Genomic DNA, 23012 nt, shown 5'->3' on the forward strand with positions numbered 1-23012 from the left:
GGGCCGCTCGCGACCCCTGTCGGGGCAATGATCGAACAGGAAAGCCGCAAACGCCAGGCGATCATGGAAAAAGATCGCCCAACGGTCGAGATACCTACCCGGCGTTCACCGGAACGCACTCAACCGTACGCAGTAGCCGAAGCACCCGGATCGTTCGCGGCATCCAGCTCCCAAATAGGACGTTTCTCCTGTTCAGAGCTTGATCGGCCAGACAGGGAGGCGGTGCGGGATCAAGCGAGCTGCACGAGCTCCAGGTACTCCTCGGACCAGTGGTCCTCACTTCCGTCCGGGAGCAGAATCACCCTCTCCGGTTCCAACGCCTCGACTGCGCCAGGATCGTGGGTGACCAATACCACTGCTCCGGTGAAGCTGCGCAGCGCGTCGAGCACCTGCTCACGGCTGGCCGGGTCGAGGTTGTTCGTAGGCTCGTCGAGCAGCAGCACGTTCGCCGCACTGGAAACGAGCCCCGCGAGCGCGAGCCTGGTCTTCTCGCCACCGGAAAGAGTGCCCGCCGGTTGCGCCAGCTGCTCACCGTTGAACAAGAAGGTTCCGAGCAGATTACGCAACTCCTGCTCCGGAGTGTTCGGGGCGGCCCTGCGCACGTTGTCCCACACACTGGCCTCGTGGTCGAGCGTCTCGTGCTCCTGAGCGTAGTACCCCACGCGCAGGCCGTAGCCGGCCTCGACCCCACCGGAATCCGGCTCTTCCTTGCCACCGAGGAGCCGCAACAGCGTGGTCTTGCCCGCACCGTTGAGGCCGAGCACCACGACCTTGGAACCGCGGTCGATGGCCAGATCGACTCCGCTGAAGATCTCCAGCGAGCCGTAGTGCTTGGACAGCCCCGACGCGGTCATCGGCGTGCGCCCGCAGGAGGCCGGCTCGGGGAAGCGGATCTTGGCGACCTTGTCCGAAGCCTGCTCGGGCTCCAAGTCGGCGACCATCCGCTCGGCGCGCTTGGCCATGTTCTGCGCGGCCACCGCCTTGGTCGCCTTCGCGCGCATCTTGTCCGCCTGGGTCAGCAGGACCGACGCCTTCTTCTCCGCGTTGGCACGCTCCCGGCGCCTCCGCTTCTCGTCGGCGGCACGCGCCTCCTGGTAGCGCTTCCAGTCCATGTTGTAGATGTCCGCCTCGCCCCGGACCGCATCCAGGAACCAGACCTTGTTGACCACGGCGGCGAGCAGATCGACATCGTGACTGATGACCACCAGACCACCGTCGTGCGACTTCAGGAACTCGCGCAACCAGGCGATCGAATCCGCATCGAGGTGGTTGGTGGGCTCGTCCAGCAGCAACGTGGTCGCGGACCGACCGCCGGGCCCCGACTCGGACGCGGCGAACAAGATCCGAGCGAGTTCCACCCGGCGGCGCTGACCTCCGGAGAGCGTCTGCAGCGGCTGTTCCAGCACTCGCTCGGCCAGACCGAGGTTGCCGCAGATCCGCCCGGCCTCGCTCTCGGCCGCGTAGCCTCCGCGCGCCCCGAACCGCTCCTCCAGCCGCCCGTAGCGGTTGATGGCCTTGTCGCGCTGCGCTTCGTCGGCGAGTTCGGCCATCGCCGTCTGCGCCTTCTCCATGTCCCGCAGCATTTGGTCGAGGCCACGCGCGGAGAGCACGCGGTCCTTGGCGCTGACCGATAGATCGCCTTCGCGCGGGTCCTGCGGCAAGTAACCGAGCTCACCGCTGCGCACGATCTCCCCGCTGTGCGGCTCGCCCTCGCCGGCGAGCACTCGCAGCGACGTCGTCTTGCCCGCCCCGTTGCGGCCGACCAACCCCACCCGGTCACCGGGCTGGACACGGAGCGTCGCGTTCGAGAGCAGGATGCGGGAGCCCGCACGCAGTTCAAGGCCGGTGCCAGAGATCAAGAAAAACTCCGAAAGGTAGTGGTCGAGCGATCACGCACGAACGCCCATCGGCGAAAGCCAATGGGCGCGAAAGCCGCTAACCGGCGAACTGCTGATCGGCAACCTGAGCGGCAGGATGCTGGATAACCACAATCCGAGTGTACCGTCCCGGAACACCCGTTTTTACGTCCCGCTCGGTACGGGCTCACGTCTCGTGTATCTCGATCTCCACCGCCACGGCCCGCGCGGCCGCCTCGTCGAGCACAACACGCCGCGGTTCGGGCACGTCGAGCACTCGTGGTTCGGCCAACGACAGCAGTTCACCCAGCCTGGCGTCGGCCCGCAGCGTATCCAGAGCCTTCCGGTCACCACCCAACACCACCGCATCCAACCGGTGCCGCTCCGGCACCAGCACCCGAGCGACCGCATCGGCCGCCGACTCCAACGCGCGACGCGACTGCCCCTCCCGCCTACGAGCGAAGCGCTGCTGGGACTGCCCACCCGCCTTGTTCCGGCCGTGCACGAGGTGACGGTCCGTCGACGACAGCTCGACCTCGCCGGACCGGGCTATGCCGACGCTGTGCGCGCCGAGACGCACCAGAACCAGCCCGATCCGCCGGGGGCGCAGCACGTGCTCCGCGAGCTCCTGCACGGCCAATCCGGGCTGCTCGTCGTGCGGTGGCGGAAGCGGGCCGAACGGAACGTTGACCACCGAGAGCGAACCGTCCCCGGCGCGGACCTCCACCCGTTCGGCGCTGCGGCGGGTCCGGTCGACGCCGCCGTGCCGACCGGCGAACCGCTCGAACCATCCGGCGAGGCGCTCGGGCGCGACCTCGACCGCACGCCCGCCGCCGGGAAGCTGCCTGGTGCGACTCATTGCTTCGACCACTCCTGTGCTTCGCTGCCACCGGTGCTTCGCTGCCACCTGTGCTTCGCGGGCCTCGGTGCTTCGCGGAACCTGGAAGCACCGGGGACGGGGTTTCAGAGGACGAACGTGTCCGCCCACAACTGCGTCGTCCGCCCCGAAAGCGCTTCGAGCAGGGACGCCGCCTGCTCATCGGTCAACGAAGCGACGAAGTCGATCACCGCACGTCCGCGAGCCATGCGCTCCCACCGTTCGTCCGCATCGATTCCGGACGGCGGCTGATGGCCCGGCGGTGCCGGCGCGTCCGGGCCCCGCCGCCGGAGCGCGCCGAACTCGGCGCGCGCGTGCTCGAACAGATCGTGCAGCCGGTGCGGTACGCGGACGGCTTCGCTGCGATCGATCAACCAGCTGTCGATGGCTTCGACGAGCTTGCTCAGCAACCTGTCCTGGCCGCGCTGGTGCAGGGCGAGGTCAGGGCGCTGCAGTACGAACCGCCGGTGGACGAACTTCAGGACCTGCACCTCGTGCCACTGCTCAGGGGCAAGCAGCACGTGCCCCGAACGCGTGGTGGGGTCCTCCTCCACCCGAACACCTTCCACCAGGCGCCGCGTCCATCCGCCGGAGAACGCCGCGACGGCCTGCTCGGCTTGCTTTGACCGGTTGAAGGGCATCGACAGCAGCTTCGTCACAAGGTTCGCTTGGACCCGCTTGACCGCGCCGACGAACGCGTCGTCGTCCACGATCCACGAATCCTTGGCGTGCAACCTGCGACGCAACCGCTCCAACGAACGCCCCGGCAGATGATCAGCCCCCGCCAGTTCCGCGTCGGACAGGTCGGCGAACTCGACCGCACGACCGAGCCACTCCGTGAGTTCGTGAGAGACGGCCGTGTGTTGCAGGACGCCGACGCGGTGGAAGTCCTCCAGGTCGTGAATCGCGTACGCGATGTCGTCGGCGGAGTCCATGATCGACGCCTCGACGGTCTGCTGCCAGCCGGCCAGCCGACCGGTGAACGCCGATCGGCAGTCCGTCATGTCGTCGACTTCCGTTATGTAGCACGAGAACTTGGCCGCGCCCGTTCCCGGCGCCTCCTCCGGTTCCGAAGCGCCTCGCGGCGGCACCGCCATCTCGCGCGGGTGCGGGCGCGGAGGTCCGAGCCGGGTCCACGGGTACTTCAACAGCGCCGCCCGTACCGCGGCCGTGAGGTCGAGCCCGTCGCCCTCGACCCCGCGTACGTCGATGCCGCTGACGATCCGGAACGTCTGGGCGTTGCCCTCGAACCCGTCGGGCAGGCCGAAGCGCTGCCTGGCCAACCGGTCCAGCACGCTCTCGCCGAGATGCCCGAAGGGGGGGTGGCCCAGGTCGTGCCCCAACCCGGCAGCTTCCACGACGTCGAGGTCGCAACCGCCCAGCCGGTCGATGCGCGCGGCGTCGGCCGGGACGCTCAACAACCGTTCCGCGATCGCCCGCGCCACCTGACCGACCTTGAGGCTGTGGGTCAGCCGGTTGTGCAGCAACAGACCGGAGCCGCCCGGGCTGACCACCTGCGTCACGCCGCCCAGCCTGCTGAAGAACGCGGAGCTGGAGACCCGGTCCCGGTCGGCGCGGAAGGGGCTCACAGCTAGGTCACCCGGGGAACTTGCCTGCTCGGACCCGCTGTTGCGCCGACTCGTACGAACTATGTCTGGATCTTCCTGCATACCCCACACTATCCCGGCGATCGGTCGTCCGGCGTGAACCTCGCGGACCGTGATCTGATGGGAGCGTGGTGGACGTCGTAGTGGTGGGAGGCGGTCCGGCGGGGCGCGCCGTCACCGCAGCTTGCAGCGACATCGGACTGGAGGTTGCGCTCGTCGACCCGACCCCGCGCCGGGTGTGGCCGCACACCTATGCGGCCTGGTGCGACGAACTTCCCGCCTCGCTACCGCAGTCGACACGCGCGGCGGTCATGCCGCGGATGCGAGCCTTCGGCACCACTCAGCACGAATGGGAGCGCCCGTACGCTGTCCTGGACAACCCCTCGGTCTGGAAGCACCTGTGGCGCGCCGACGTCGTCGAGGTCACCGGCCGTGCGGTTGCCGCCGAGCACGGCTCGGCCGGGTCGACCCTGCACCTCAAGGACGGGCGACGGATCGCGGCCGCTGCGGTCGTGGATGCCTCGGGCTCCGCCCGCGCCCTGTCCGGGGGACGCCCCGCTCGCACATCCGCCCAGCAGACGGCCGTGGGCGTGGTGGTCGATTCCGCCACCGCCGAAACCATTCGCCCCCCGGGTGCCGGCGTGTTCATGGACTGGCGTCCGGCACCCGACACTAGAGGCGGATGGCCCACCTTCCTGTACGCGGTGGACCTCGGCCCCGACCGGGTCTTGCTGGAGGAGACCTCGCTGGCACGCCGCCCCGCCATGCCGTTGGCGTCGTTGCGCCGCCGCCTGCGAGGCAGGTTCGCGGCGGCCGGACCGGCACTGACCGAGCAAGAACCGGAGGAGAGGGTCCGCTTCCCGGTCGACGACCCGTTGCCGAGGCCGAACCGGGTGATTCCGTTCGGGGCCACGGCGGGTTTCGTGCATCCCGCGACCGGATTCAGCGTCGCCGCTTCGCTGCGTCAGGCCCCGTGGCTCGCGGGCGCCATCGGTGCCGGGCTCCCCGCCGGGCCGGCCGCGGCTTCGAAAGCCGGCTGGTCGATTCTGTGGCCACCACGGGCGCTGGCGGCGCACGGTTTGCGGCTCCGCGGACTGCAGGCACTGTTGTCCTGCCCGCCGGAACAGGTGCCGGAGTTCTTCGAGGCGTTCTTCCGCCTCCCGCAGGATCGCCAGTCCGCATTCCTCGCGGCGGAACACGACCCGGCTTCGACCGCCACGGCGATGACGTCGCTGTTCCGGACCGCGCCGTGGCCGGTCCGCAGGCACTTGATCCTCGGCGGCCTCCGCCCGGGTCAGGTGCACGCCCAGCACGGGTTCGGCGAAGTCTGATCGCGCGGAACCGGGGGCAAGGAGCGTCAGCCGACGTGTTTCAGATCACTCCTGGCGTATCGTTGCATAGCGTAGTCGACCTCAGCCACAACGCGACCAAGTCAACAACCTACAGTAACCGAGTGGTCGCGGCGGGTTGTGTCCGAACACACAGAAGGCCGGGCCAGTGCGTTCTACCCCCTTCTGCCTCAGGCTAGTTTGTCCGGGAGGTGACTTAGGCTGAAGACATGTAGCTGAGATGCCGGTGAACAGGTCATGAACTGGCTCGATGGAGCGCAATGACTGCGGGCAACATCGATTTCGTGCTTGCGCTGGTGGACGAAGTACGCTTCGTGTTCCAGCCACTGATCAACGTGAAGACCGGTGCGATCGTGGCGGTGGAGACACTCGCCCGACCCGCCGGTGCGCACGTGCACGACCTTTTTCGCGAGGCCGCGCGGCGCCGCTGCCTGGCGGAACTGGACGTTCAGCTGGCGATGGCCGCCGCGACAGCGGCAGCCGAACACGAGACCCTGTTGCCTCTTCATCTCAACGTCTTCGGCGGGACGGTGACCCATGACCTGGACCGGTTGAGCGCTTTGCGCGACAAGATCCGCGAAGTCGGTCGTCGCGAGCACGAGGTGACCCTGGAGATCGGCCCCCCGTTCGCTCGGCTCGATCCGGACGCGCTCGCCGGAGGAGTCGAACGGTTGCGATCGGACGGCTTCCAGATCGCGTTGGACGGCATCGGCGACGGCGACGTACCGCTGACGTTGATCGCCGACCTCTCCCCCGGGATGGTCAAACTCGACCGAGGCGTTGTCAAGGGCCTGCCGGAGGACGCTCACCGCGTCGCCGTCCTCGAATCGGTTCGCCACCTGTGCGAGGCCACCGATTCGCAACTGGTCGCCGAAGGAGTGGAGAACGACCGCCAGCTGAGTTCGTTGCGCCGCAGCGGCGTCGGACTCGTACAGGGAAACCTGCTGGCTCCGCCCGCACGGCGCCCACCGACCGCGCAAACCGTGCCCGGAGTGGCCGCCGCGGTCACCGATCCGCAGGCCCAGCCGGTCAGCACGCTGGCGGCGGGGCCGCGGGTGACGGAGTTCCTGTCACCTGCCACCACGCTGCCCAGCGATGCCACGGCCGATCAGGTTCGCGAGGTCCTCGCCGATCACCCCGAGATCAGCGGTGTCGTCCTGGTCGACGAACACGGCAGGCCACAGTGGACGATCGACCGGAACCGCTTCCTGCTCGCCGTGACCGGGCCGTACGGTCACGCGCTGCACGCCAAGCGGCCAGCCGCGCGGCTCGCCGACGAAGCGCGCGTGGTCACCACCGCGACCACCGCTATGGAAGCCCTCGGCCTGGTGACCCGATCGGACCCGTACCGGATGTACGACGACGCCATCGTCGTCGACGAATCGGGACGCTGCCTGGGCGCGGTTCGGGCCGGCCACCTCATCCGCGGGATGGCGGACCTCAAGGTGGAGGAAGCGGCGGCGCTCAACCCCCTGACCCGGCTGCCCGGAAGCGACGCGATCGCCAGAGACGTGGGACGGCGCATCGCGGCCGGCGAGGTCTTCGGAGTGAGCTGGTTGGACATCGACGAGTTCAAGAAGATCAACGACACCGCCGGTTTCTCCGCGGGCGATGGGCTGATCCGATCGATCGGTCGGAGCCTCACCGACGCGGCCGCGTCGCTCAGCTCGGTGCGCGTCGGTCACGTGGGCGGCGACGACTTCCTCATGGTCGCCGACCTCGACGATCTCGTCCCACTCGCCGAGATGTTGCTCGACCCGCCGCGCCAGGCCGAAGGCACCGACATCACGCTCTCCCTGGCCACGTTGGTGTGCACGTCGAACATGGTGCAGAACTACGACGACGCTTCCCGCCTGCTCGCACCGCTCAAGCACTTCGCGAAATCGCTGGAGGGATCGAGCTGGGTGATGTCACGTCCCGGTTCGGATCGGATCGACGTTCTGCGCGGCAAGCAGGAGAGCGACAACACGGGGTTCCCGCTGGCCGACCCCGTGGAATACCGGTAGTCACCACGCCCGCCGGCCTCCGGGCTGGGCAGCCCTCCAGGACAGGGCAGCCCGCGAAAACAGGGCAGCCTGCGAACAGGGCAGCCTGCGAATAGGTTGGCCGCCGCGTGAAAACGAAGAAGCCCCGGCAGCCAACAGCTGCCGGGGCTCGTTCAGATTCTGCTCAGACCGTGAATCCGAGTGCGCGAAGCTGCTCGCGCCCCTCATCGGTGATCTTCTCCGGTCCCCACGGCGGCATCCATACCCAGTTGATGCGGAAGTCGTTCACGATACCCCCGCCGGCTCCACCGGTAAGCGCCGCGCGCGCCTGATCCTCGATGACGTCGGTCAGCGGGCACGCCGCCGAGGTCAACGTCATGTCGACCGTCGCGGAATTGTCCTGCTCTACATGCACGCCGTAGACCAGACCGAGGTCCACGACGTTGATGCCGAGTTCGGGGTCGACGACGTCGCGCATCGCTTCCTCGACGTCCTCCACCGCAGCGACCTCGGCCGCGGGCTCCGGAGATTCGGGCATGCCCTCGGCTCCCCGCTGCACGTCGGTCTGTTCCTGAGTCTGCTCGGTCATGACGCTCCCACCTCGTCGACAACGCGCGATACGGCGTCCTTGAAAGCCATCCATCCCAGCAGCGCACACTTCACGCGTGCCGGGTACTTCGCCACCCCGGCGAACGCGACGCCGTCCTCGAGGACATCCTCGTCGGGTTCGACCTGGCCACGTCCCTGCATCAGCTCGCTGAAAGCAGCCTGAGTGGTGAACGCCTCCTCGATTCGCCGCCCCACAACCAGGTCGGTCAGAACCGAGACGGAAGCCTGGCTGATCGAGCAGCCCTGCCCCTCGTAGGAGACGTCCTCGATGGTCGCGTCCTGCCCGGTCCCGGTCAACCGCACCCGCAGCGTGATCTCGTCACCACATACGGGGTTGACTTGAGAGGACTCGGCATCGAACGGCTCGCGCAACCCGTGCCGGTGCGGATTGCGGTAGTGATCCAGGATGATCTCCTGGTACATCTGCTCCAGCTGCATACGATTCCCTTAGCCCGATCACACCACGCCGAAGAAGCGCTGGGACTCCCGGATCGCATCCGCCAACGCCTTGACCTCGTCGAGCTCGTTGTACAAGTAGAAGCTAGCCCGCACGGTGGACTGCACACCCATCGTGCGGTGCAACGGCCATGCGCAGTGATGCCCGACTCGGGCCTCGACCCCTTGGCTGTCCAACACTTGACCGGCGTCGTGCGGGTGCACACCGTCGATGACGAACGACACGGTCGCGCCGCGATCCTCGGTACTCGTCGGGCCGATGATCCGCACGCCTTCGATGGCCGAGAGCTCCCGTATCGCCGCTTCGGCGAGCTGGTGCTCATGTGCTGCGATGCGTTCCATGCCGACCACCGACAGGTAGTCGACAGCCGCCCCAAGACCAACAGCCTGGGAGGTCATCGGCACACCCGCTTCGAACCGCTGCGGCGGCTCGGCGAACGTGGAACGGTCGATGTGGACCAGCTCGATCATCGACCCACCGGTGAGGAACGGCGGCATCGCCCGCAACAGCTCGTTGCGACCGTAGAGCACCCCGATCCCGGACGGACCGAGCATCTTGTGCCCGGAGAACACCGCGAAATCCACACCCAGCCGGTGGAAGTCCACCGGCTTGTGCGGCACCGACTGGCAGGCGTCGAGCATCACCAGCGCACCGACCTGGTGGGCGCGCTCGATAATCCGCTCGGTCGGGTTCACCGTGCCGAGCACGTTGGACTGGTGCGCGAAGGCGACCAACTTCGCCCGCTCGGTGATGACCCCATCCACATCGGACAGATCAAGGCGGCCCTCGTCGGTGACACCGAACCAGCGCAGCGTCGCACCTGTCCGCTCGCACAACTGCTGCCACGGAACGAGGTTCGCGTGGTGCTCCATCTCGGTCACCACGACTTCGTCGCCGGGCCCGAGGCGGAAACGTTCCGCCTCGGGGCCCGAAGTCGAGGCGTTGCTCATCGCATAAGCGACCAGGTTGACGCCTTCAGTGGCGTTCTTCGTGAAAACGACCTCGTCGACGTTCGCACCGACGAACCGGGCGATCTTCGCCCTGGCGTCCTCGAACGCGTCCGTAGCCTCCTCGGCAAGCTGGTGCGCGCCGCGGTGCACCGCCGCGTTGCAGGTCTCCAGGAAGTCGCGCTCCGCGTCAAGCACCTGGCGCGGGCGCTGCGATGTCGCCCCGGAATCCAGGTACACCAACGGCTGGTCATCGCGGATCGTGCGACCCAGGATCGGGAAGTCCGCCCGGATCGCCGCCACATCCAGCGGCGTGGTGCTCGCACCTGCCGAGGTGCGAGGAGGCTGAACGGTCATGACTGGACGGCCGCCTCCTTCTTGCTGGTGAACCGCACGTAGCCGGATTCTTCCAGCTCGTTGGCCAGTTCCGGACCGCCCGACTCGACGACCTTGCCCTCGGCGAAGACGTGCACGTAGTCGGGGGTGATGTGCTTGAGGATCCGGGTGTAGTGGGTGATCAGCAGAACACCTTTGTCACCCTCGGCGGTGTACCGGTTGATCCCGTCCGACACGACACGCAGAGCGTCGACGTCCAGACCGGAGTCGGTCTCGTCGAGCACCGCGAACTTCGGCTTGAGCAGGTCCAGCTGCAGGATCTCGTGCCGCTTCTTCTCGCCGCCGGAGAAGCCCTCGTTGACGCTCCGCTCGGCGAAGGCCGGGTCGATCTCGAGGTCGGACATCGCCTGCTTGACCTCCTTGACCCAGTGCCGCACCTGCGGGGCCTCGCCGCGGACCGACGTGGCGGCCGTGCGCAGGAAGTTCGACATCGAGACGCCCGGCACCTCGACCGGGTACTGCATGGCGAGGAACAGGCCCGCGCGGGCCCGCTCGTCCACGCTCATCTCCAGCACGTCCTCGCCGTCCAGCAGCACCTGACCCGAATCGATCTGGTACTTCGGGTGTCCGGCGATGGCGTAGGCGAGCGTGGACTTGCCGGAACCGTTCGGGCCCATGATCGCGTGGATCTCGCCCGAACGGATCGTCAGGTTGACGCCGTTGAGGATCGGCTTGGCTCCCTCGTCGGTGACGACCGAGCCGTGCAGTTCCTTGATCTCCAGGGTGGCCATGTGTTCTTCGTATCTCCTGGTGTGTTGCGAAAGCTTGGATGCTGCTCGGTTGGTCAGGCTCCGACGACCGCGAGCTCTTCTTCGATCGCGGCTTCCAGCCGCTCCCGAACCTCCGGCACGGTGATCTTCTGCAGGATCTCGCCGAAGAATCCGCGAACGACCAGGCGGCGAGCCCGGTCCTCCGGAATCCCGCGGGACTGCAGGTAGAACAGCTGCTCGTCGTCGAACCGGCCGGTGGCGCTCGCGTGCCCCGCACCCTCGATCTCGCCGGTCTCGATCTCCAGGTTCGGCACGGAGTCGGCCCGCGCGCCCTCGGTCAACACCAGGTTGCGGTTGAGCTCGTAGGTGTCGGTGGCCTCGGCAGCGGCCCGGATCAGCACGTCACCGATCCACACGGAGTGCGCCGAGTTGCCCTGCAGCGCGCCCTTGTAGAGGACGTTGCTGCGGCAGTTCGCCACCGCGTGATCGACCAGCATCCGGTGTTCCAGGTGCTGCCCGCTGTCGGCGAAGTACAGCCCCAGCAGCTCGGCGTCGCCGCCCTTGCCGCCGTAGGTGACGGTCGTGTTCACCCGCACCAGGTCACCGCCGAGGGTGACCGCCAAGTGCCGGAACACCGAGTCCCGGTTGAGGCCGGCGTGCTCGCTGCTGACCTGGGTGGCGTCCTCGTCGAGGTCGTGGATGGACACGACCGACAGGCGGGCGGAGTCCTCCGTGACGAACTCGACGTTGTCGGCGAACACGCCGGAGCCCCGGTAGTCCACCACGACGGTGGCCTCCGCGAACTGCTCGGCGCGCACCTGCAGGTGCCCGTAGGCGACCTTGCCCGCACCCGGGCCGTGCACGGTGACGCTGACCGGTTCCTTCGGCTGCGTGTCCTTGGGGATCGTGACGACCGTGGCCTCGTCGAAGGAGCTCCAGGCCTGCGCGGCGATCCGGTCGGCCGGAACACCGCCGGCACCCAGCCGCGGGTCGTCACGTCCGACGGACTCGACCGTGGCCGCGTCCCCGGAATCGACCTCCACCCGGATCGAGCCCGTGGCGGTCGCCGAACCGTCGTGCAACCCGTGGAGGCGCTTCATCGGCGTGAAGCGCCAATCCTCCTCGCGGCCTCCGGGAACCTCGAACGCGTCGACGTCGTAGGACGTGAAACGCTGCCCACGGGAGGACTGCGGAACAACCGCGCCTCCCCCGTGGGAGTGCTCGTCGAGGCCGTGCTGGGTTCCGGCCGTGAGGTCGTCGGTACTGGTGGTGCTCGTCATCTCAGCCGACGGCCCCTTCCATCTGCAGCTCGATCAGGCGGTTCAGTTCCAGCGCGTATTCCATCGGCAGTTCGCGCGCGATCGGCTCGACGAAGCCGCGCACGATCATCGCCATCGCCTCGTCCTCGGTCAGACCTCGCTGCATCAGGTAGAACAGCTGGTCGTCGCTGACCTTGGAGACGGTGGCCTCGTGGCCCATGGACACGTCGTCGACGCGGACGTCGACGTAGGGGTATGTGTCCGACCGGCTGATGGTGTCCACCAGCAGGGCGTCACACTTCACGTTCGAGGAGGAGTGGTTGGCGCGCTTGGCGACCTTCACCAGACCGCGGTAGGACGTGCGCCCACCACCACGAGCGATCGACTTCGACACGATGGACGACGACGTGTGCGGCGCCATGTGCTCCATCTTCGCGCCCGCGTCCTGGTGCTGTCCCTCACCGGCGAATGCCACCGAGAGGACCTCACCCTTGGCCTGCTCACCCATCAGGAAGACCGACGGGTACTTCATGGTCACCTTGGAGCCGAGGTTGCCGTCGACCCACTCCATGGTGGCGCCCTCTTCGGCCTTCGCCCGCTTGGTGACCAGGTTGTAGACGTTGTTCGACCAGTTCTGGATGGTCGTGTAGCGGCAGCGCGCACCCTTCTTGACCACGATCTCCACGACTGCCGAGTGCAGCGAGTCACTGGAGTAGATCGGCGCGGTGCAGCCCTCGACGTAGTGGACGTAGGCGTCCTCGTCGACCACGATCAAGGTCCGCTCGAACTGGCCCATGTTCTCGGTGTTGATCCGGAAGTAGGCCTGCAGCGGGATGTCCACGTGCACGCCCTTCGGCACGTAGATGAACGAGCCGCCCGACCAGACCGCCGTGTTGAGCGCGGAGAACTTGTTGTCACCGGCCGGGATGACGGAGCCGAAGTACTCCTTGAAGGTCTCCGGGTGCTCCCGCAGCGCGGTGTCGGTGTCCAGGAACTGCACACCTTGCTCTTCGAGGTCCTCGCGGATCTGGTGGTAAACGACCTCGGACTCGTACTGCGCCGCCACGCCCGCGACCAGCCGCTGCTTCTCCGCCTCGGGGATGCCCAGCTTGTCGTAGGTGTTCTTGATGTCCTCGGGCAGGTCGTCCCAGGTCTGGGCCTGCTCCTCGGTGGAACGCACGAAGTACTTGATGTTGTCGAAGTCGATGCCCGAGAGGTCGGCGCCCCAGTTCGGCATCGGCTTGCGCTCGAACAGGCGCAGCGCCTTGAGGCGAGCCTCGAGCATCCACTCGGGCTCGTCCTTCTTCGCCGAGATCTCGCGCACGACGTCCTCGTTGACGCCGCGTCGAGCACCTGCGCCCGCGTCGTCCGAGTCGGCCCAGCCGTACTCGTAATTGCCCAACGTCGCCAGAGTTTCCTCTTGGGTCAACTGACCAGAGTCATTCGGCACCGTGGTGGGTGTGCGCTGCTCCGCAGCGGCAGTCATACGGACTCCCCTCCATCAGGAATTGGGGCGATCTCCTGCTGGTCCTTCGGGAACGGCCCAGCAGACGTCGGATCGGTTTCTGAACGGTCTTCTTCGCCCGGCTGCTCGGACCGCGCGAGCGGCACGTGCGTCGTGCAGACCGCGTCGCCGTTGGCGATCGTGGCAAGCCGTTGCACGTGGGTACCGAGCACCTCGGCGAATGCCTCGGTCTCGGCTTCGCACAACTGCGGAAAATCCGCAGCGACGTGCGCCACCGGGCAGTGGTGTTGGCACAGCTGCTCACCGCTCCCGACGCTTCGCGTCGAAGCAGCGTAGCCTTCCCGGGTCAACGCGTTGGCGAGGACCTCGGCGCGTTCGGCAGTGGTCCGACTCTCCGAAAGTGCCTCTCGGTGGACGGAAACCATCGCGGCCATCCGTCGTTCGGCGAACGAGCGGACCGCCTGCTCGCCATCGTTCTCGGCGATGAACCGCAGCGCTGCCACCGCGAGATCATCGTAGGCATGGCCGAACCTGGCCCTGCCCACCTCGGTCAGCAGGAACAACTTCGCCGGTCGACCTCGGCCTCGACGCCCCCGGGGCGAGGAATCCCTCGTATACGCTTCGCCTTCGGCGACCAGCGCATCGAGGTGCCTCCGCACCGCGACCGCACTCAAACCGAGTTCTTCGGCCACCGCCGCAGCGGTGATCGGACCTTGCTCCAGCACCAACCGTGCGACCGTGTGCCGGGTACGCCCATCCCCGGACTGCCCGGCCGCACCGTGCTGCCCCGTCGCGGGAGCAGCTGCTCTTGCCGCGGGGCTCCGGTCGGCCGCCGCAGCCGTGGAAGGCGTTCCGGCGTTTTTCACAACATGAATGTTACCTATTTCCTCCAGCAACGCCAGACCATGGGGTCGTACGGGTGACATGACTCACCATCGACCCTCGTCACCTGCACGGGTGGGTTTCAACCCGGACAGCAGCGGGAAGCCGCGGAGGCCGGAACAGCAACCGCACAGACGTCCGGCCCACCACCGGCAACCCGCGCACCGCCGGTTTGGGCAGCGGGGCTCGAGCATCGCGAAGTCGTCACCTCTAAGCTTCCGGGCCGTGGCGGCAGGTGAAGCAGTCGACGGTGCAGAGCTCGACGACGGGACGACGACCGGCGAGAAGCAGCGCGACAGTACGTCGAACGGCATGAGCACGCCCGCGCCGCTCGTCGGCGGTGAGCGACGTCAGCTGGACATCGTCCGCAGGTTCGGCACCGCTGGATCCCTGGTCCTCGCGTTCGGCGCGATCGGCGCGGGGGCGGCGCCGGTGGACAACCCCCTCTCCGGAATTCGCGTGCTCGGCCTGCCCGTCCGCATGCCCACGGTCGCCATGGCTTGCGCCTGGCTGGGCATGCTCATGGTCGTCGTCGCCTGGCTGTGGCTTGGCCGGCTCTCCTGGCCGGGCCGCGAGCGGATGATCTCGAAGACCCAGCTCGGTCGCACGATCGTGATGTGGGGACTTCCGCTGGCGGTCGCACCGCCGCTGTTCAGCACAGACATGTACAGCTACCTCGCGCAGACGGCGGTGGCCGCCAAGGGCATCGACCCCTACACGCTCGGCTCGGTCACCGCGCTCGGTGTCGACCACCCGCTGGTCGCCAACGTGCCCAACATCTGGCGGGACACACCATCGCCCTATGGGCCGCTGTTCCTCATGTTCGGCCAGTACATCGCCATGCTCGTCGGGGACAACGTCGTCTTCGGCGTCCTCTTCTGGCGCATCGTGATGCTCATCGGGCTCGCACTGGCGGTCTGGGCGATTCCCCGCCTCGCCGTGCGCTGCGGCGTTCAGCCGGTCGCCGCGCTGTGGCTGAGCGCGGCGAATCCGATCGTGCTGTTCCACGTCATCAGTGGCATGCACAACGAGGCGCTGCTGGTGGGCATCATGCTCGCTGCCATCGAACTCGGCCTCCGCCGAACCGACCTGATCAGCACCATCGGAGCCGCCACCCTGCTGGTCATCGGCGGTGCGATCAAACCACCGGGATTCATCGCACTCGGCTTCTTCGGCATCTACCTCGCCCACCGGAGAGGCGGCCGATTCCGCGACCTCGTGCAGATGGCCGTCTTACTGACCGTGATCTTCCTCGTCACGATGACGATCATCACCGTCGCCAGCGGCTGGGGACTCGGCTGGATCGAAACCTTCGACGTGCCCAACCGGATCAAGACGTGGCTCGCGCCGATGACCGCGCTCGGAATGACCGGCGGCGGCGTCAGCATGCTTCTCGGGCTGGGAAACCACACGGACGCGATGCTGGCCATAACCAAGGTCATCGGCTATGCCGTGACCGGCACTGTCTGCGTGCGTCTGCTGTGGAGCTCGTTCAAGGGCCGCATCGAGCCGCTGACCGCTCTCGGAATCACCCTCGGCACGCTGGCCGTGCTCGGCCCGGTGTTGCACCCCTGGTACCTGCTGTGGGCCGTGGTTCCGCTGGCGCTGGCCACCAACGACACCCGGTTCCGCGTCACCGCGGCGGCGATCTGCGGCACCGTCGCCCTGGTCGTACCGCCTACCGGAGCAGGCTTCCTCCTGCGGGCCTACCAGATTCCGCTCGCCGTGGTCGCCGCGTTGCTGGCGTTCGGAATCATGCTGTGGCTGGTCCGGGGCAAGGTTCCCGCGTTGTTGCCCACCCGCACCGGCCCCCGGTCGGCCGCGTCCTAGGCTTGACTCCCGTGAGCGACGCCGAGGACCCCGCCGTCGAAGTACGCGGGTTGCGAAAGCGCTTCGGCGACACCGAAGCCGTCGACCGCATCGACCTGCGGGCCGAACGAGACCAGGTAGTGGCCCTGCTCGGCCCCAACGGCGCGGGCAAAACGACCACGATCGAGATTTGCGAAGGCTTCCAGCGCCCGGATGAGGGCTCCGTGCGGGTGCTCGGTCTCGATCCGCACCAGCACGGTGACCGGCTGCGTCCCCGGATCGGCGTCATGCCCCAAGGCGGCGGAGCGTACCCCGGCGTGCGTGCCGACGAGATGCTCCGGCTGGTCGCCTCGTGCGCCGCCGATCCGCTCGACCCGGGCTGGCTGCTGGACACGCTCGGACTCGGCAAAGTGGGACGTACTCCGTACAAGCGGCTCTCCGGTGGTCAGCAGCAACGGCTGTCGCTGGCCTGCGCCCTGGTGGGACGCCCAGAACTGATCTTCCTCGACGAGCCGACCGCCGGAATGGACCCGCAGGCCCGCCGCCTGGTTTGGGAGCTCATCTCGGCACTGCGCAGGGACGGCGTCAGCGTGCTGCTCACCACGCACCTGATGGACGAAGCCGAATACCTGGCCGATCAGGTCGTCATCATCGACCAGGGGCGCATCGTGGCCGAGGGGACAACCGCCGAGCTGACCAGGCCACGCGGCGGCGAGCAGGAACTGCGGTTCCGGTCCCAACCCGCTCTCGACCTGAACCTGCTGCTCTCTGCGCTACCCGAGGGGTGTGCGGCCGTCGAGATCCGCGCGGGCGACTACCTCGTCAGCGGAGTGATCGACCCGCAGGTGGTGTCCGCGGTGACGGCCTGGTGCGCCCAGCACGGGGTGCTGGCGGAGGAGCTCCGGGTGAGCAGGCGCAGCCTCGAAGACGTCTTCCTGGAACTGACCGGACGCGAACTTCGCGCCTGAGCACAGCGACATCCGGCGGCCGCTGCCCCGCGTCGGGAGACGGACGCACTCCACGACGAGCGACATGAGCAACGAAACAATTCTCGATCAGCTCGGATTGCGGTAAGTTGCCCGGCTGTGAATTCCCCGATCCGGCCACGTTCGGTGATGGCGATCTGCGCGTTGGCAACCGCCGTCGGCGCAGGAACCGCAGGCGTCTACACGCTCACCGCCACGAGCGGCTCCGCCGTGGATCCCGTGAAACCTCCTGTTGCCGCGGAAGACCCGGTGGCGCCCCCACCGACGCGGGATACGAACCCCGCCTCCACCACGACGACCACAAAGCGCCTCCCCGGGCCCACTTCCTCGACACCGCCCCCGCCTCCTCCCCCAGCTCCGGAGACGACGGAGCAAGAAGACCACCCCACGTCGACCACGACACCGACCGTGGAAGCAGACGAGGAACCGACGACGACCACCACCTCGTCCCCGGCCCGATCACCCGGAACCGTAGTCGTCGCCCTCGTCAACGCGGCGCGCGACGAAGCCGGCTGCGAACCGGTCACCACCGACAAGAGACTCTCCCGAGCAGCCGTGGCCCACAGCGCGGACATGGCGAAGCGCGACTACTTCGCACATCTCAGCCCCGAAGGCCTGAGCTTCGTCCAACGAGCGTTGCAGGAGGGCTATCCGACTCCGGCAGCCGAAAACATCGCCATGGGTCAGCGCACCGCCAAGCAGGTCATGCAGAGCTGGATGGAGTCGGAAGACCACCGCGAGAACATCCTCGACTGCTCACTGACCAACGTGGGCGTGGGCCTGTCGACCAGCGGCTGGTACTGGACCCAGGTCTTCGGCCGTTGATCGGCCGTCGAGCAGCCCACCCGTAGACCGCGGAATCCTGACGTCACTGGTCACAACGGTCCACACGACAACCGCGTGCGTGGTCACCGGCGATGCAATGCGACACTGCTGGTCTGATGCCGAAACGCCGCAGCCCGCAACAGCGCAGCCGGGGACGGGGGCAGTGTCCCGTTCGGCCTGCACGATCACGGCCGACCGGACGGGAGCCACGTTCTTGAGCACCGACACCGAGGTCAGCACCACAGGCCGATTCCCGGCCGGGACGTTTCGCCCCGCGCCCGGTCCCGCCCGGGCCACGCGGATGCTCCGCGCGCACACCCGCGTGGAGGCGCTGCTGATCATCCGGCACGGCGAGCAAGCACTGCTGACGCTGATCATCCCGCTGGCGCTGCTCATCGGCTTGAGCGTGTTGGAAATCGGCGCACTGCCCGAACCCCGGGTCGACTCCGTGATGCCGCGGATCCTCGCCCTCGCCGTGATGTCCACCGCCTTCACCGGGCAAGCGATCGCGCTCGGCTTCGACCGCCGCTATGGGGTCATCAAGCGGTTGTCGGCCACGGCACTACCCCGGTGGACGCTCATCTCCGGGCGGGTGCTCGCCGCATTGCTGGTGGTGGCCTTGCAGGCCGTTGTCCTGGGGATCACCGCAGTCCTGCTGGGCTGGAGCCCGTCGCTGGTCGGCCTGCTGCCGGCGGCAGGACTGCTCGTCCTCGGCACGCTCACGTTCGGCGCGGCGGGTGTGCTCATCGGTGGTGCCTTCCGCGCCGAGATCGTGCTGGCACTGGCGAACGCGATCTGGTTCGTGCTGCTGCTCGCGGGTGGACTCGCCCTACCGGTCGACGACCTGCCCGCCTCGGCGGGTTTGGTTGCGAAGTGGCTGCCGTCCGGAGCCCTGGCGGAATCGCTCGATGCCGCGCTGGTCCACGGTTCGATACCGGGGTTCCAGCCGGTCCTCGTACTGGTCCTCTGGGGCGCGATCGCGGGAGTGCTCGCCACTCGCACCACTCGGTTGACCTGATCTTTCCCGTTAGGGTGACCGCATGACGACCACCCTCGCCCGCCAGGCGCACCAGTGCCTGGAACCGTTGCACGCGTTCATCTACTTCGCCCCGGAAGCAGAGGAGCGGTACCAGGAACTCGGCCTGGAACCGCGCCGGATGACCTACTTCGCGGGACGAGCCGCCCCCATGGGAGCGGTCGGTGCCGGCGTCGTGACCTCGACCTTCTACAACTTCAACCCGAAGGTCATCTCCCCGCTGTTCCCCAGAGCGTGGTCCATCACCTCGCCTTCCGACGTGGTCACCGCGCGGTTCGAGGCCGTGGACGCAGCCCTGCGCCGCTTGCTCGGCGACGAGGTCGTCGCTTCCGAGTCCGTGGCCGAGGCCGCCCGGCTGGCGCGCGAGGCCACCGAGGGATGCTTCCCCGAAGGACGTCCGCTCTACGCCGGACACGCCGAGCTCGAATGGCCCCAAGCCCCACACCTGGTGCTCTGGCACGCGACCTCGATCCTGCGGGAATTCCGCGGTGACGGACACATCGCCGCACTCCAGGACACGGACCTGACCGGTCTGGAAGCACTCGTCCTGCAGGTCTCCAGCGGTGAAGGCCTCGCCGAGAAGTTCGCCAAGCTCAGCAGGGGCTGGTCCGACGAACAGTGGGATGCGGCGCGGGACTCGTTGCGCGCACGTGGCTTGCTCGACGAGGCGAACGCGGTGAGCGACGAGGGGCGCCGGTTCCGCGCGGAGCTCGAGGACAACACCGACCGGCTCGCGGTGGCGCCGTGGGCCGCTTTCGGCGCGGACAAGGCGACGTCGCTGTTCGAACACGGCGCCGCGTTGAGCAAGCAGGTGGCCAAGGCGGGCGCCTTCCCCCGGGAGAACTTCGGCGCCAACAGGTAGTCGGTCCCGACCGGCGGTGGGCGGGTTGCCTGCTCACCGCCGCGTGCCGCTACGCGCCGATGTCCGGCCCTCCGACCGTCCGGTGCCGGCTTCCGCTTACCATCGGAGCGTGCCGACGGCGTCGTTGTTGAACCGGATTCCCCACACCAGCCCTGCCCTGATGCGAGCTCTCGCCCTTGCCGTGATCGTGACCCAGGCGTTGATCAGCGTGACCGGCGTCGTGGTCCGGGTGACCGGCTCCGGGCTGGGTTGTCCGACCTGGCCGAGGTGCTTCCCGGGGAGCATGGTCCCGATCTCTCACCCCGAGGTCTCGACCCTGCACCAGGTGATCGAGTTCGGGAACCGGACGCTGACCGGCCTCGTCGGGTTCATCGCTCTCGCGTGCCTGCTCGCCGCGTGGCACACCCGCCCGTACCGTCCCCGCCTCGTCCGGCTCGCGGTCATCATGCCGATCGGCGTGGCCGTGCAGGCAGTGATCGGCGGTATCACCGTCCTGGTCGACCTGGCCTGGTGGAGCGTATCGGTCCACTTCTTGGCTTCGGCCGTGCTCATCTGGCTGGCGACGTACCTGTTCAAGGCCTCGGGCGAGGGTGACGACACCCCGATCTCCGTGATCACCGCGCCGATGCGCAGGCTGCTGGTGGTGCTCACGGGCACCACCGCGCTGATGCTCATGGCAGGCACGCTCGTGACCGCGGCCGGACCGCACGCCGGCGACGCGGAGACGCCTCGGCTCGAGCTGCCGATCCCGCTGCTCACCCAGATCCACGGACTGACCGTGATGGCCTACGTGTGCCTGCTGGCCGTGTTCGGCGTCTGGTTGCGCAGCGCACGACCCACCAGGGCGTTGCTCCGGGTCTACGCCGCCGCCTGCGTGCTGGTGCTCGCCCAGGGCGCGCTCGGGTCGGTGCAGTACGCCTATGGCGTGCCGGAACCGCTGGTGGTGCTGCACGTGCTCGGAGCGACCCTGGTGATCATCGTGACCTCGCTGCTGTGGGGCGAGTCCCGGTACCGCGGCAAGACGCCGAATGCCACCGAACCCGTGGCCCAGGAGAGCGTGATCGCCTGACCGACGAGGTCGGCACCTACTGTTTCAGCCGTGGGCCGCTCGCTCGGCGGCGCTCTCGCGCTAGAAGCGCAGCCGGGGGCGGCCTTCGCGCTCCCACCGTCGCCACAGCTCGGGCATCTCACCTGCCAACCAGCGGTAGAACTCGTGCACCGTGCGCAGGCGGCGCGCACGTTCGCCCTCGCCGCTGAACATGCGAAGCCCCTTCTCCGTGAGCTCCTCGAGGTCGGTCACGCGTTCCATGCGCTGCCGCACCAGCTGCGGCCACCGGTCCTCCTCGACTCGGTACAGGGCGGCTTCCCGCCCCTGCCGGGTCGTCTTGGAGATGATCCCCAGCCGCAACAACAACCTCACGTTCGTGCTGACCGAACCCGTGCTCGCGCTGAGGGCCAGGGACAGCTCGGCCGCCGTCCGCTCCGCGGGATCGCAGATCAGCAGGAAGGCGAGGATGCGTCCGGCGATCAACGGCATACCCTCGGTGGCTTCGAAGTGCGCCGCCATCTGCTCGATCCACTCGGCCATCGCCGGTCGGTCGGTCCGCTGCTCGTAGTCGGCCACTCCGGCCCCTCACTCCCGAGATCAATTTCTGTCGACGCTGAAAAGATAGACCACAGAAAGGAGCGTGACCAGTCGCAGGCTCCAGCGCGCCACACATCCGCCGGGTTACGCGCGCGCACGGCGGCCGGAACTCAGCGAATACAGTCCGGGCGAGGGCAGGCCATCGCCCCAAGATCCACGACCCAGCGTGCCAGGACCCGGCGAGTCAGCGCCCAGCGACCCAGCCGAGCGAACGCCGCTCAGCGAGTCGACAGAGTTCGGCGCACCGCGGAAGCGAACCTGGACATGGCTTCGGGGCTGGCCTGGCGAAAGCCGAGCGACGGTTCGACGAGCTCCAGCTCCAGCAACTTCGGCGCACCGTCGTCGCCCCGCACCAGGTCGACTCGGGCATAGAGCAGCTCGCCGCGCGTCACCCCGAGACGACCGCAGGCGGCATCGAGGACGTCCTCGGCAAGGCGGCGCTGTTCGACTCCGGCTTCGACAGCACCGAGCTTCTCCCCGACGAACAGACCGGACCCATCCAGGTCGGTCCCGGAAGTCAGCATCGGCCCCTTCCCGAAGGCGTGGGAATACACGCCGCCGAGAAAGACCAGCGCGGTCTCCCCCTCGCGGTCCACCGCCTCCTGATACGGCTGCAGCAGGACGCGGTACCCGTCCCCGTGCAGTCCGTCGAGGTGCTTACGCGCGGAATCGAGATCCGCCGGCCCGAAACGAGCCGCCCCGCGCGACCCGGCACCGACGGAGGGCTTCAGGACGAACTCGGCCTCCGGCCAGGCCGGAACCTCCCCCGGTTCGACCAACCGGGTGGGCACCACCGGCACGCCTCGACCGGCCAGCTCGACCAGGTAGGCCTTGTCGGTGTTCCAGCGCACGACCGCAACGGGGTTGATGAGCGCGGGCACCGATTCGCACCAGCGCAGGAATTCGGCACGCCGCCCCGCGTAGTCCCAGGTCGAACGGAGGACGACGAGGTCGGCGGCTGCGAAGTCGGTGTGCGGGTCGTCCCAGGGAACCCACGCCGCCTCCACCCCGACATCGCCGAGCACCGACGGCAGCGGTGTGTCGTCCCCGTCCGATTCGGGGACGAGTGAACAGCTCGCGAGCAGGACGTCCGGTTTCACCGGGCGCGGGGGCCGGCCATCTGCCGCCGGTGCTCGGCGCCGATCTGGAGCGCCGAGGTGGTCTCGGCGTCCCACTCGGCGGCGGTCAGAGTCTCCACGGCCTGCACGACCGCGTTTCCCGTTGCCACGTTGCGCACGACGACATCGCCCAGCATCCCGTCCTCGCCGATGAGAACGACACGGGCGCCCGCCTGCCCAATGTTCTCGACGACGGCTCGGGCGGAACCACCGTGAGCCTCGGCGAAGGCGCTCGCGGCCGCGACCGCCTTCTTCGGAGCGGTGACTGCTTCCACTTCGGATTCGGCAGCTGTCATACAGGTGATCGTAGACGTTCGCTCGGTCACACCCAC

21 protein-coding genes are annotated in these 23012 nt (G+C 68.1%); 8 read left to right on the top strand and 13 right to left on the bottom strand.

Annotated elements, in window-relative coordinates; genetic code table 11:
• Positions 1–230 precede the first annotated feature (230 nt).
• The 3 genes from ACYVAN_RS16555 to ACYVAN_RS16565 form a co-directional block, all read right to left on the bottom strand.
• Positions 231–1859 carry an ABC-F family ATP-binding cassette domain-containing protein gene (locus ACYVAN_RS16555; protein ID WP_460960550.1) on the bottom strand — a complete coding sequence of 543 codons (1629 nt, stop codon included), beginning with the start codon at positions 1857–1859 and terminating at the stop codon, positions 231–233.
• A gap of 184 nt (positions 1860–2043) precedes the next feature.
• On the bottom strand, positions 2044–2715 hold the full coding sequence (locus tag ACYVAN_RS16560) for an acVLRF1 family peptidyl-tRNA hydrolase (protein ID WP_460960552.1): 672 nt from the start codon (positions 2713–2715) through the stop codon (positions 2044–2046).
• Between the two features lie 104 nt (positions 2716–2819).
• Positions 2820–4322, bottom strand: coding sequence for a deoxyguanosinetriphosphate triphosphohydrolase family protein (locus ACYVAN_RS16565; RefSeq protein WP_460960554.1), 1503 nt, complete (start codon positions 4320–4322; stop codon positions 2820–2822).
• A gap of 146 nt (positions 4323–4468) precedes the next feature.
• Here ACYVAN_RS16565 and ACYVAN_RS16570 point away from each other — a divergent pair, with 146 nt between their 5' ends.
• Together ACYVAN_RS16570 and ACYVAN_RS16575 are read left to right on the top strand one after the other, a co-directional pair.
• Positions 4469–5671, top strand: a complete 1203-nt coding sequence (locus tag ACYVAN_RS16570; RefSeq protein WP_460960556.1) for a lycopene cyclase family protein — start codon at positions 4469–4471, stop codon at positions 5669–5671.
• 278 nt (positions 5672–5949) lie between these two features.
• Positions 5950–7695: an EAL domain-containing protein gene (locus ACYVAN_RS16575; protein ID WP_460960558.1), complete on the top strand. Its 1746-nt coding sequence runs from the start codon at positions 5950–5952 to the stop codon at positions 7693–7695.
• A gap of 163 nt (positions 7696–7858) precedes the next feature.
• Here the strand turns inward: ACYVAN_RS16575 and ACYVAN_RS16580 are convergent, their stop codons facing one another.
• From ACYVAN_RS16580 to ACYVAN_RS16610, 7 genes are read right to left on the bottom strand one after another with little or no spacing between them, the layout of a single operon-like run.
• The gene (locus ACYVAN_RS16580) at positions 7859–8263 is read right to left on the bottom strand and encodes a metal-sulfur cluster assembly factor (RefSeq protein ID WP_460960560.1); all 405 of its coding nucleotides are present in this window, start codon (positions 8261–8263) and stop codon (positions 7859–7861) included.
• Positions 8260–8721, bottom strand: coding sequence for a Fe-S cluster assembly sulfur transfer protein SufU (gene sufU, locus ACYVAN_RS16585; protein WP_460960562.1), 462 nt, complete (start codon positions 8719–8721; stop codon positions 8260–8262). The genes ACYVAN_RS16580 and sufU overlap by 4 nt, the downstream gene beginning before the upstream one ends.
• A gap of 18 nt (positions 8722–8739) precedes the next feature.
• A complete protein-coding gene (locus ACYVAN_RS16590; protein ID WP_460960564.1) occupies positions 8740–10044 on the bottom strand; it encodes a cysteine desulfurase in 1305 nt (434 codons plus the stop codon).
• A complete protein-coding gene (sufC, locus tag ACYVAN_RS16595; RefSeq protein WP_460960566.1) occupies positions 10041–10814 on the bottom strand; it encodes a Fe-S cluster assembly ATPase SufC in 774 nt (257 codons plus the stop codon). Before sufC ends, ACYVAN_RS16590 begins: the two co-directional genes overlap by 4 nt.
• Before the next feature lie 53 nt (positions 10815–10867).
• Positions 10868–12073 (bottom strand): Fe-S cluster assembly protein SufD, encoded by a 1206-nt coding sequence (sufD, locus tag ACYVAN_RS16600; protein ID WP_460960568.1) that lies wholly within the window; start codon positions 12071–12073, stop codon positions 10868–10870.
• Position 12074: 1 nt separating this feature from the next.
• On the bottom strand, positions 12075–13538 hold the full coding sequence (gene sufB / locus ACYVAN_RS16605; protein WP_460960570.1) for a Fe-S cluster assembly protein SufB: 1464 nt from the start codon (positions 13536–13538) through the stop codon (positions 12075–12077).
• Positions 13535–14383 (bottom strand): helix-turn-helix transcriptional regulator, encoded by an 849-nt coding sequence (locus ACYVAN_RS16610; RefSeq protein WP_460960572.1) that lies wholly within the window; start codon positions 14381–14383, stop codon positions 13535–13537. The genes sufB and ACYVAN_RS16610 overlap by 4 nt, the downstream gene beginning before the upstream one ends.
• Positions 14384–14624: 241 nt before the next feature.
• Between ACYVAN_RS16610 and mptB the strand changes: the two genes are divergently transcribed.
• The 6 genes from mptB to ACYVAN_RS16640 all read left to right on the top strand — a co-directional run bounded on the left by mptB (position 14625) and on the right by ACYVAN_RS16640 (position 20986).
• On the top strand, positions 14625–16229 hold the full coding sequence (gene mptB, locus ACYVAN_RS16615) for a polyprenol phosphomannose-dependent alpha 1,6 mannosyltransferase MptB (RefSeq protein WP_460960574.1): 1605 nt from the start codon (positions 14625–14627) through the stop codon (positions 16227–16229).
• 11 nt (positions 16230–16240) lie between these two features.
• Positions 16241–17176: an ABC transporter ATP-binding protein gene (locus ACYVAN_RS16620; protein WP_460960576.1), complete on the top strand. Its 936-nt coding sequence runs from the start codon at positions 16241–16243 to the stop codon at positions 17174–17176.
• 117 nt (positions 17177–17293) lie between these two features.
• On the top strand, positions 17294–18019 hold the full coding sequence (locus tag ACYVAN_RS16625; protein ID WP_460960578.1) for a CAP domain-containing protein: 726 nt from the start codon (positions 17294–17296) through the stop codon (positions 18017–18019).
• A gap of 214 nt (positions 18020–18233) precedes the next feature.
• On the top strand, positions 18234–19037 hold the full coding sequence (locus ACYVAN_RS16630; RefSeq protein WP_460960580.1) for an ABC transporter permease: 804 nt from the start codon (positions 18234–18236) through the stop codon (positions 19035–19037).
• Positions 19038–19059: 22 nt separating this feature from the next.
• On the top strand, positions 19060–19917 hold the full coding sequence (locus tag ACYVAN_RS16635) for an SCO6745 family protein (RefSeq protein WP_460960582.1): 858 nt from the start codon (positions 19060–19062) through the stop codon (positions 19915–19917).
• Positions 19918–20026: 109 nt separating this feature from the next.
• Positions 20027–20986 (top strand): COX15/CtaA family protein, encoded by a 960-nt coding sequence (locus tag ACYVAN_RS16640; RefSeq protein ID WP_460960584.1) that lies wholly within the window; start codon positions 20027–20029, stop codon positions 20984–20986.
• Between the two features lie 60 nt (positions 20987–21046).
• Here the strand turns inward: ACYVAN_RS16640 and ACYVAN_RS16645 are convergent, their stop codons facing one another.
• From ACYVAN_RS16645 to ACYVAN_RS16655, 3 genes are all read right to left on the bottom strand, one after another.
• Positions 21047–21541, bottom strand: coding sequence for a GbsR/MarR family transcriptional regulator (locus tag ACYVAN_RS16645; protein ID WP_460960586.1), 495 nt, complete (start codon positions 21539–21541; stop codon positions 21047–21049).
• Between the two features lie 239 nt (positions 21542–21780).
• Entirely contained in the window at positions 21781–22662 is an 882-nt protein-coding gene (locus ACYVAN_RS16650; protein ID WP_460960588.1) for an ATP-grasp domain-containing protein, read from the bottom strand.
• A complete protein-coding gene (locus tag ACYVAN_RS16655) occupies positions 22659–22976 on the bottom strand; it encodes a hypothetical protein (RefSeq protein ID WP_460960590.1) in 318 nt (105 codons plus the stop codon). Before ACYVAN_RS16655 ends, ACYVAN_RS16650 begins: the two co-directional genes overlap by 4 nt.
• Between the last annotated feature and the right edge of the window lie 36 nt (positions 22977–23012).

This window comes from Parasphingorhabdus pacifica, assembly GCF_054779195.1.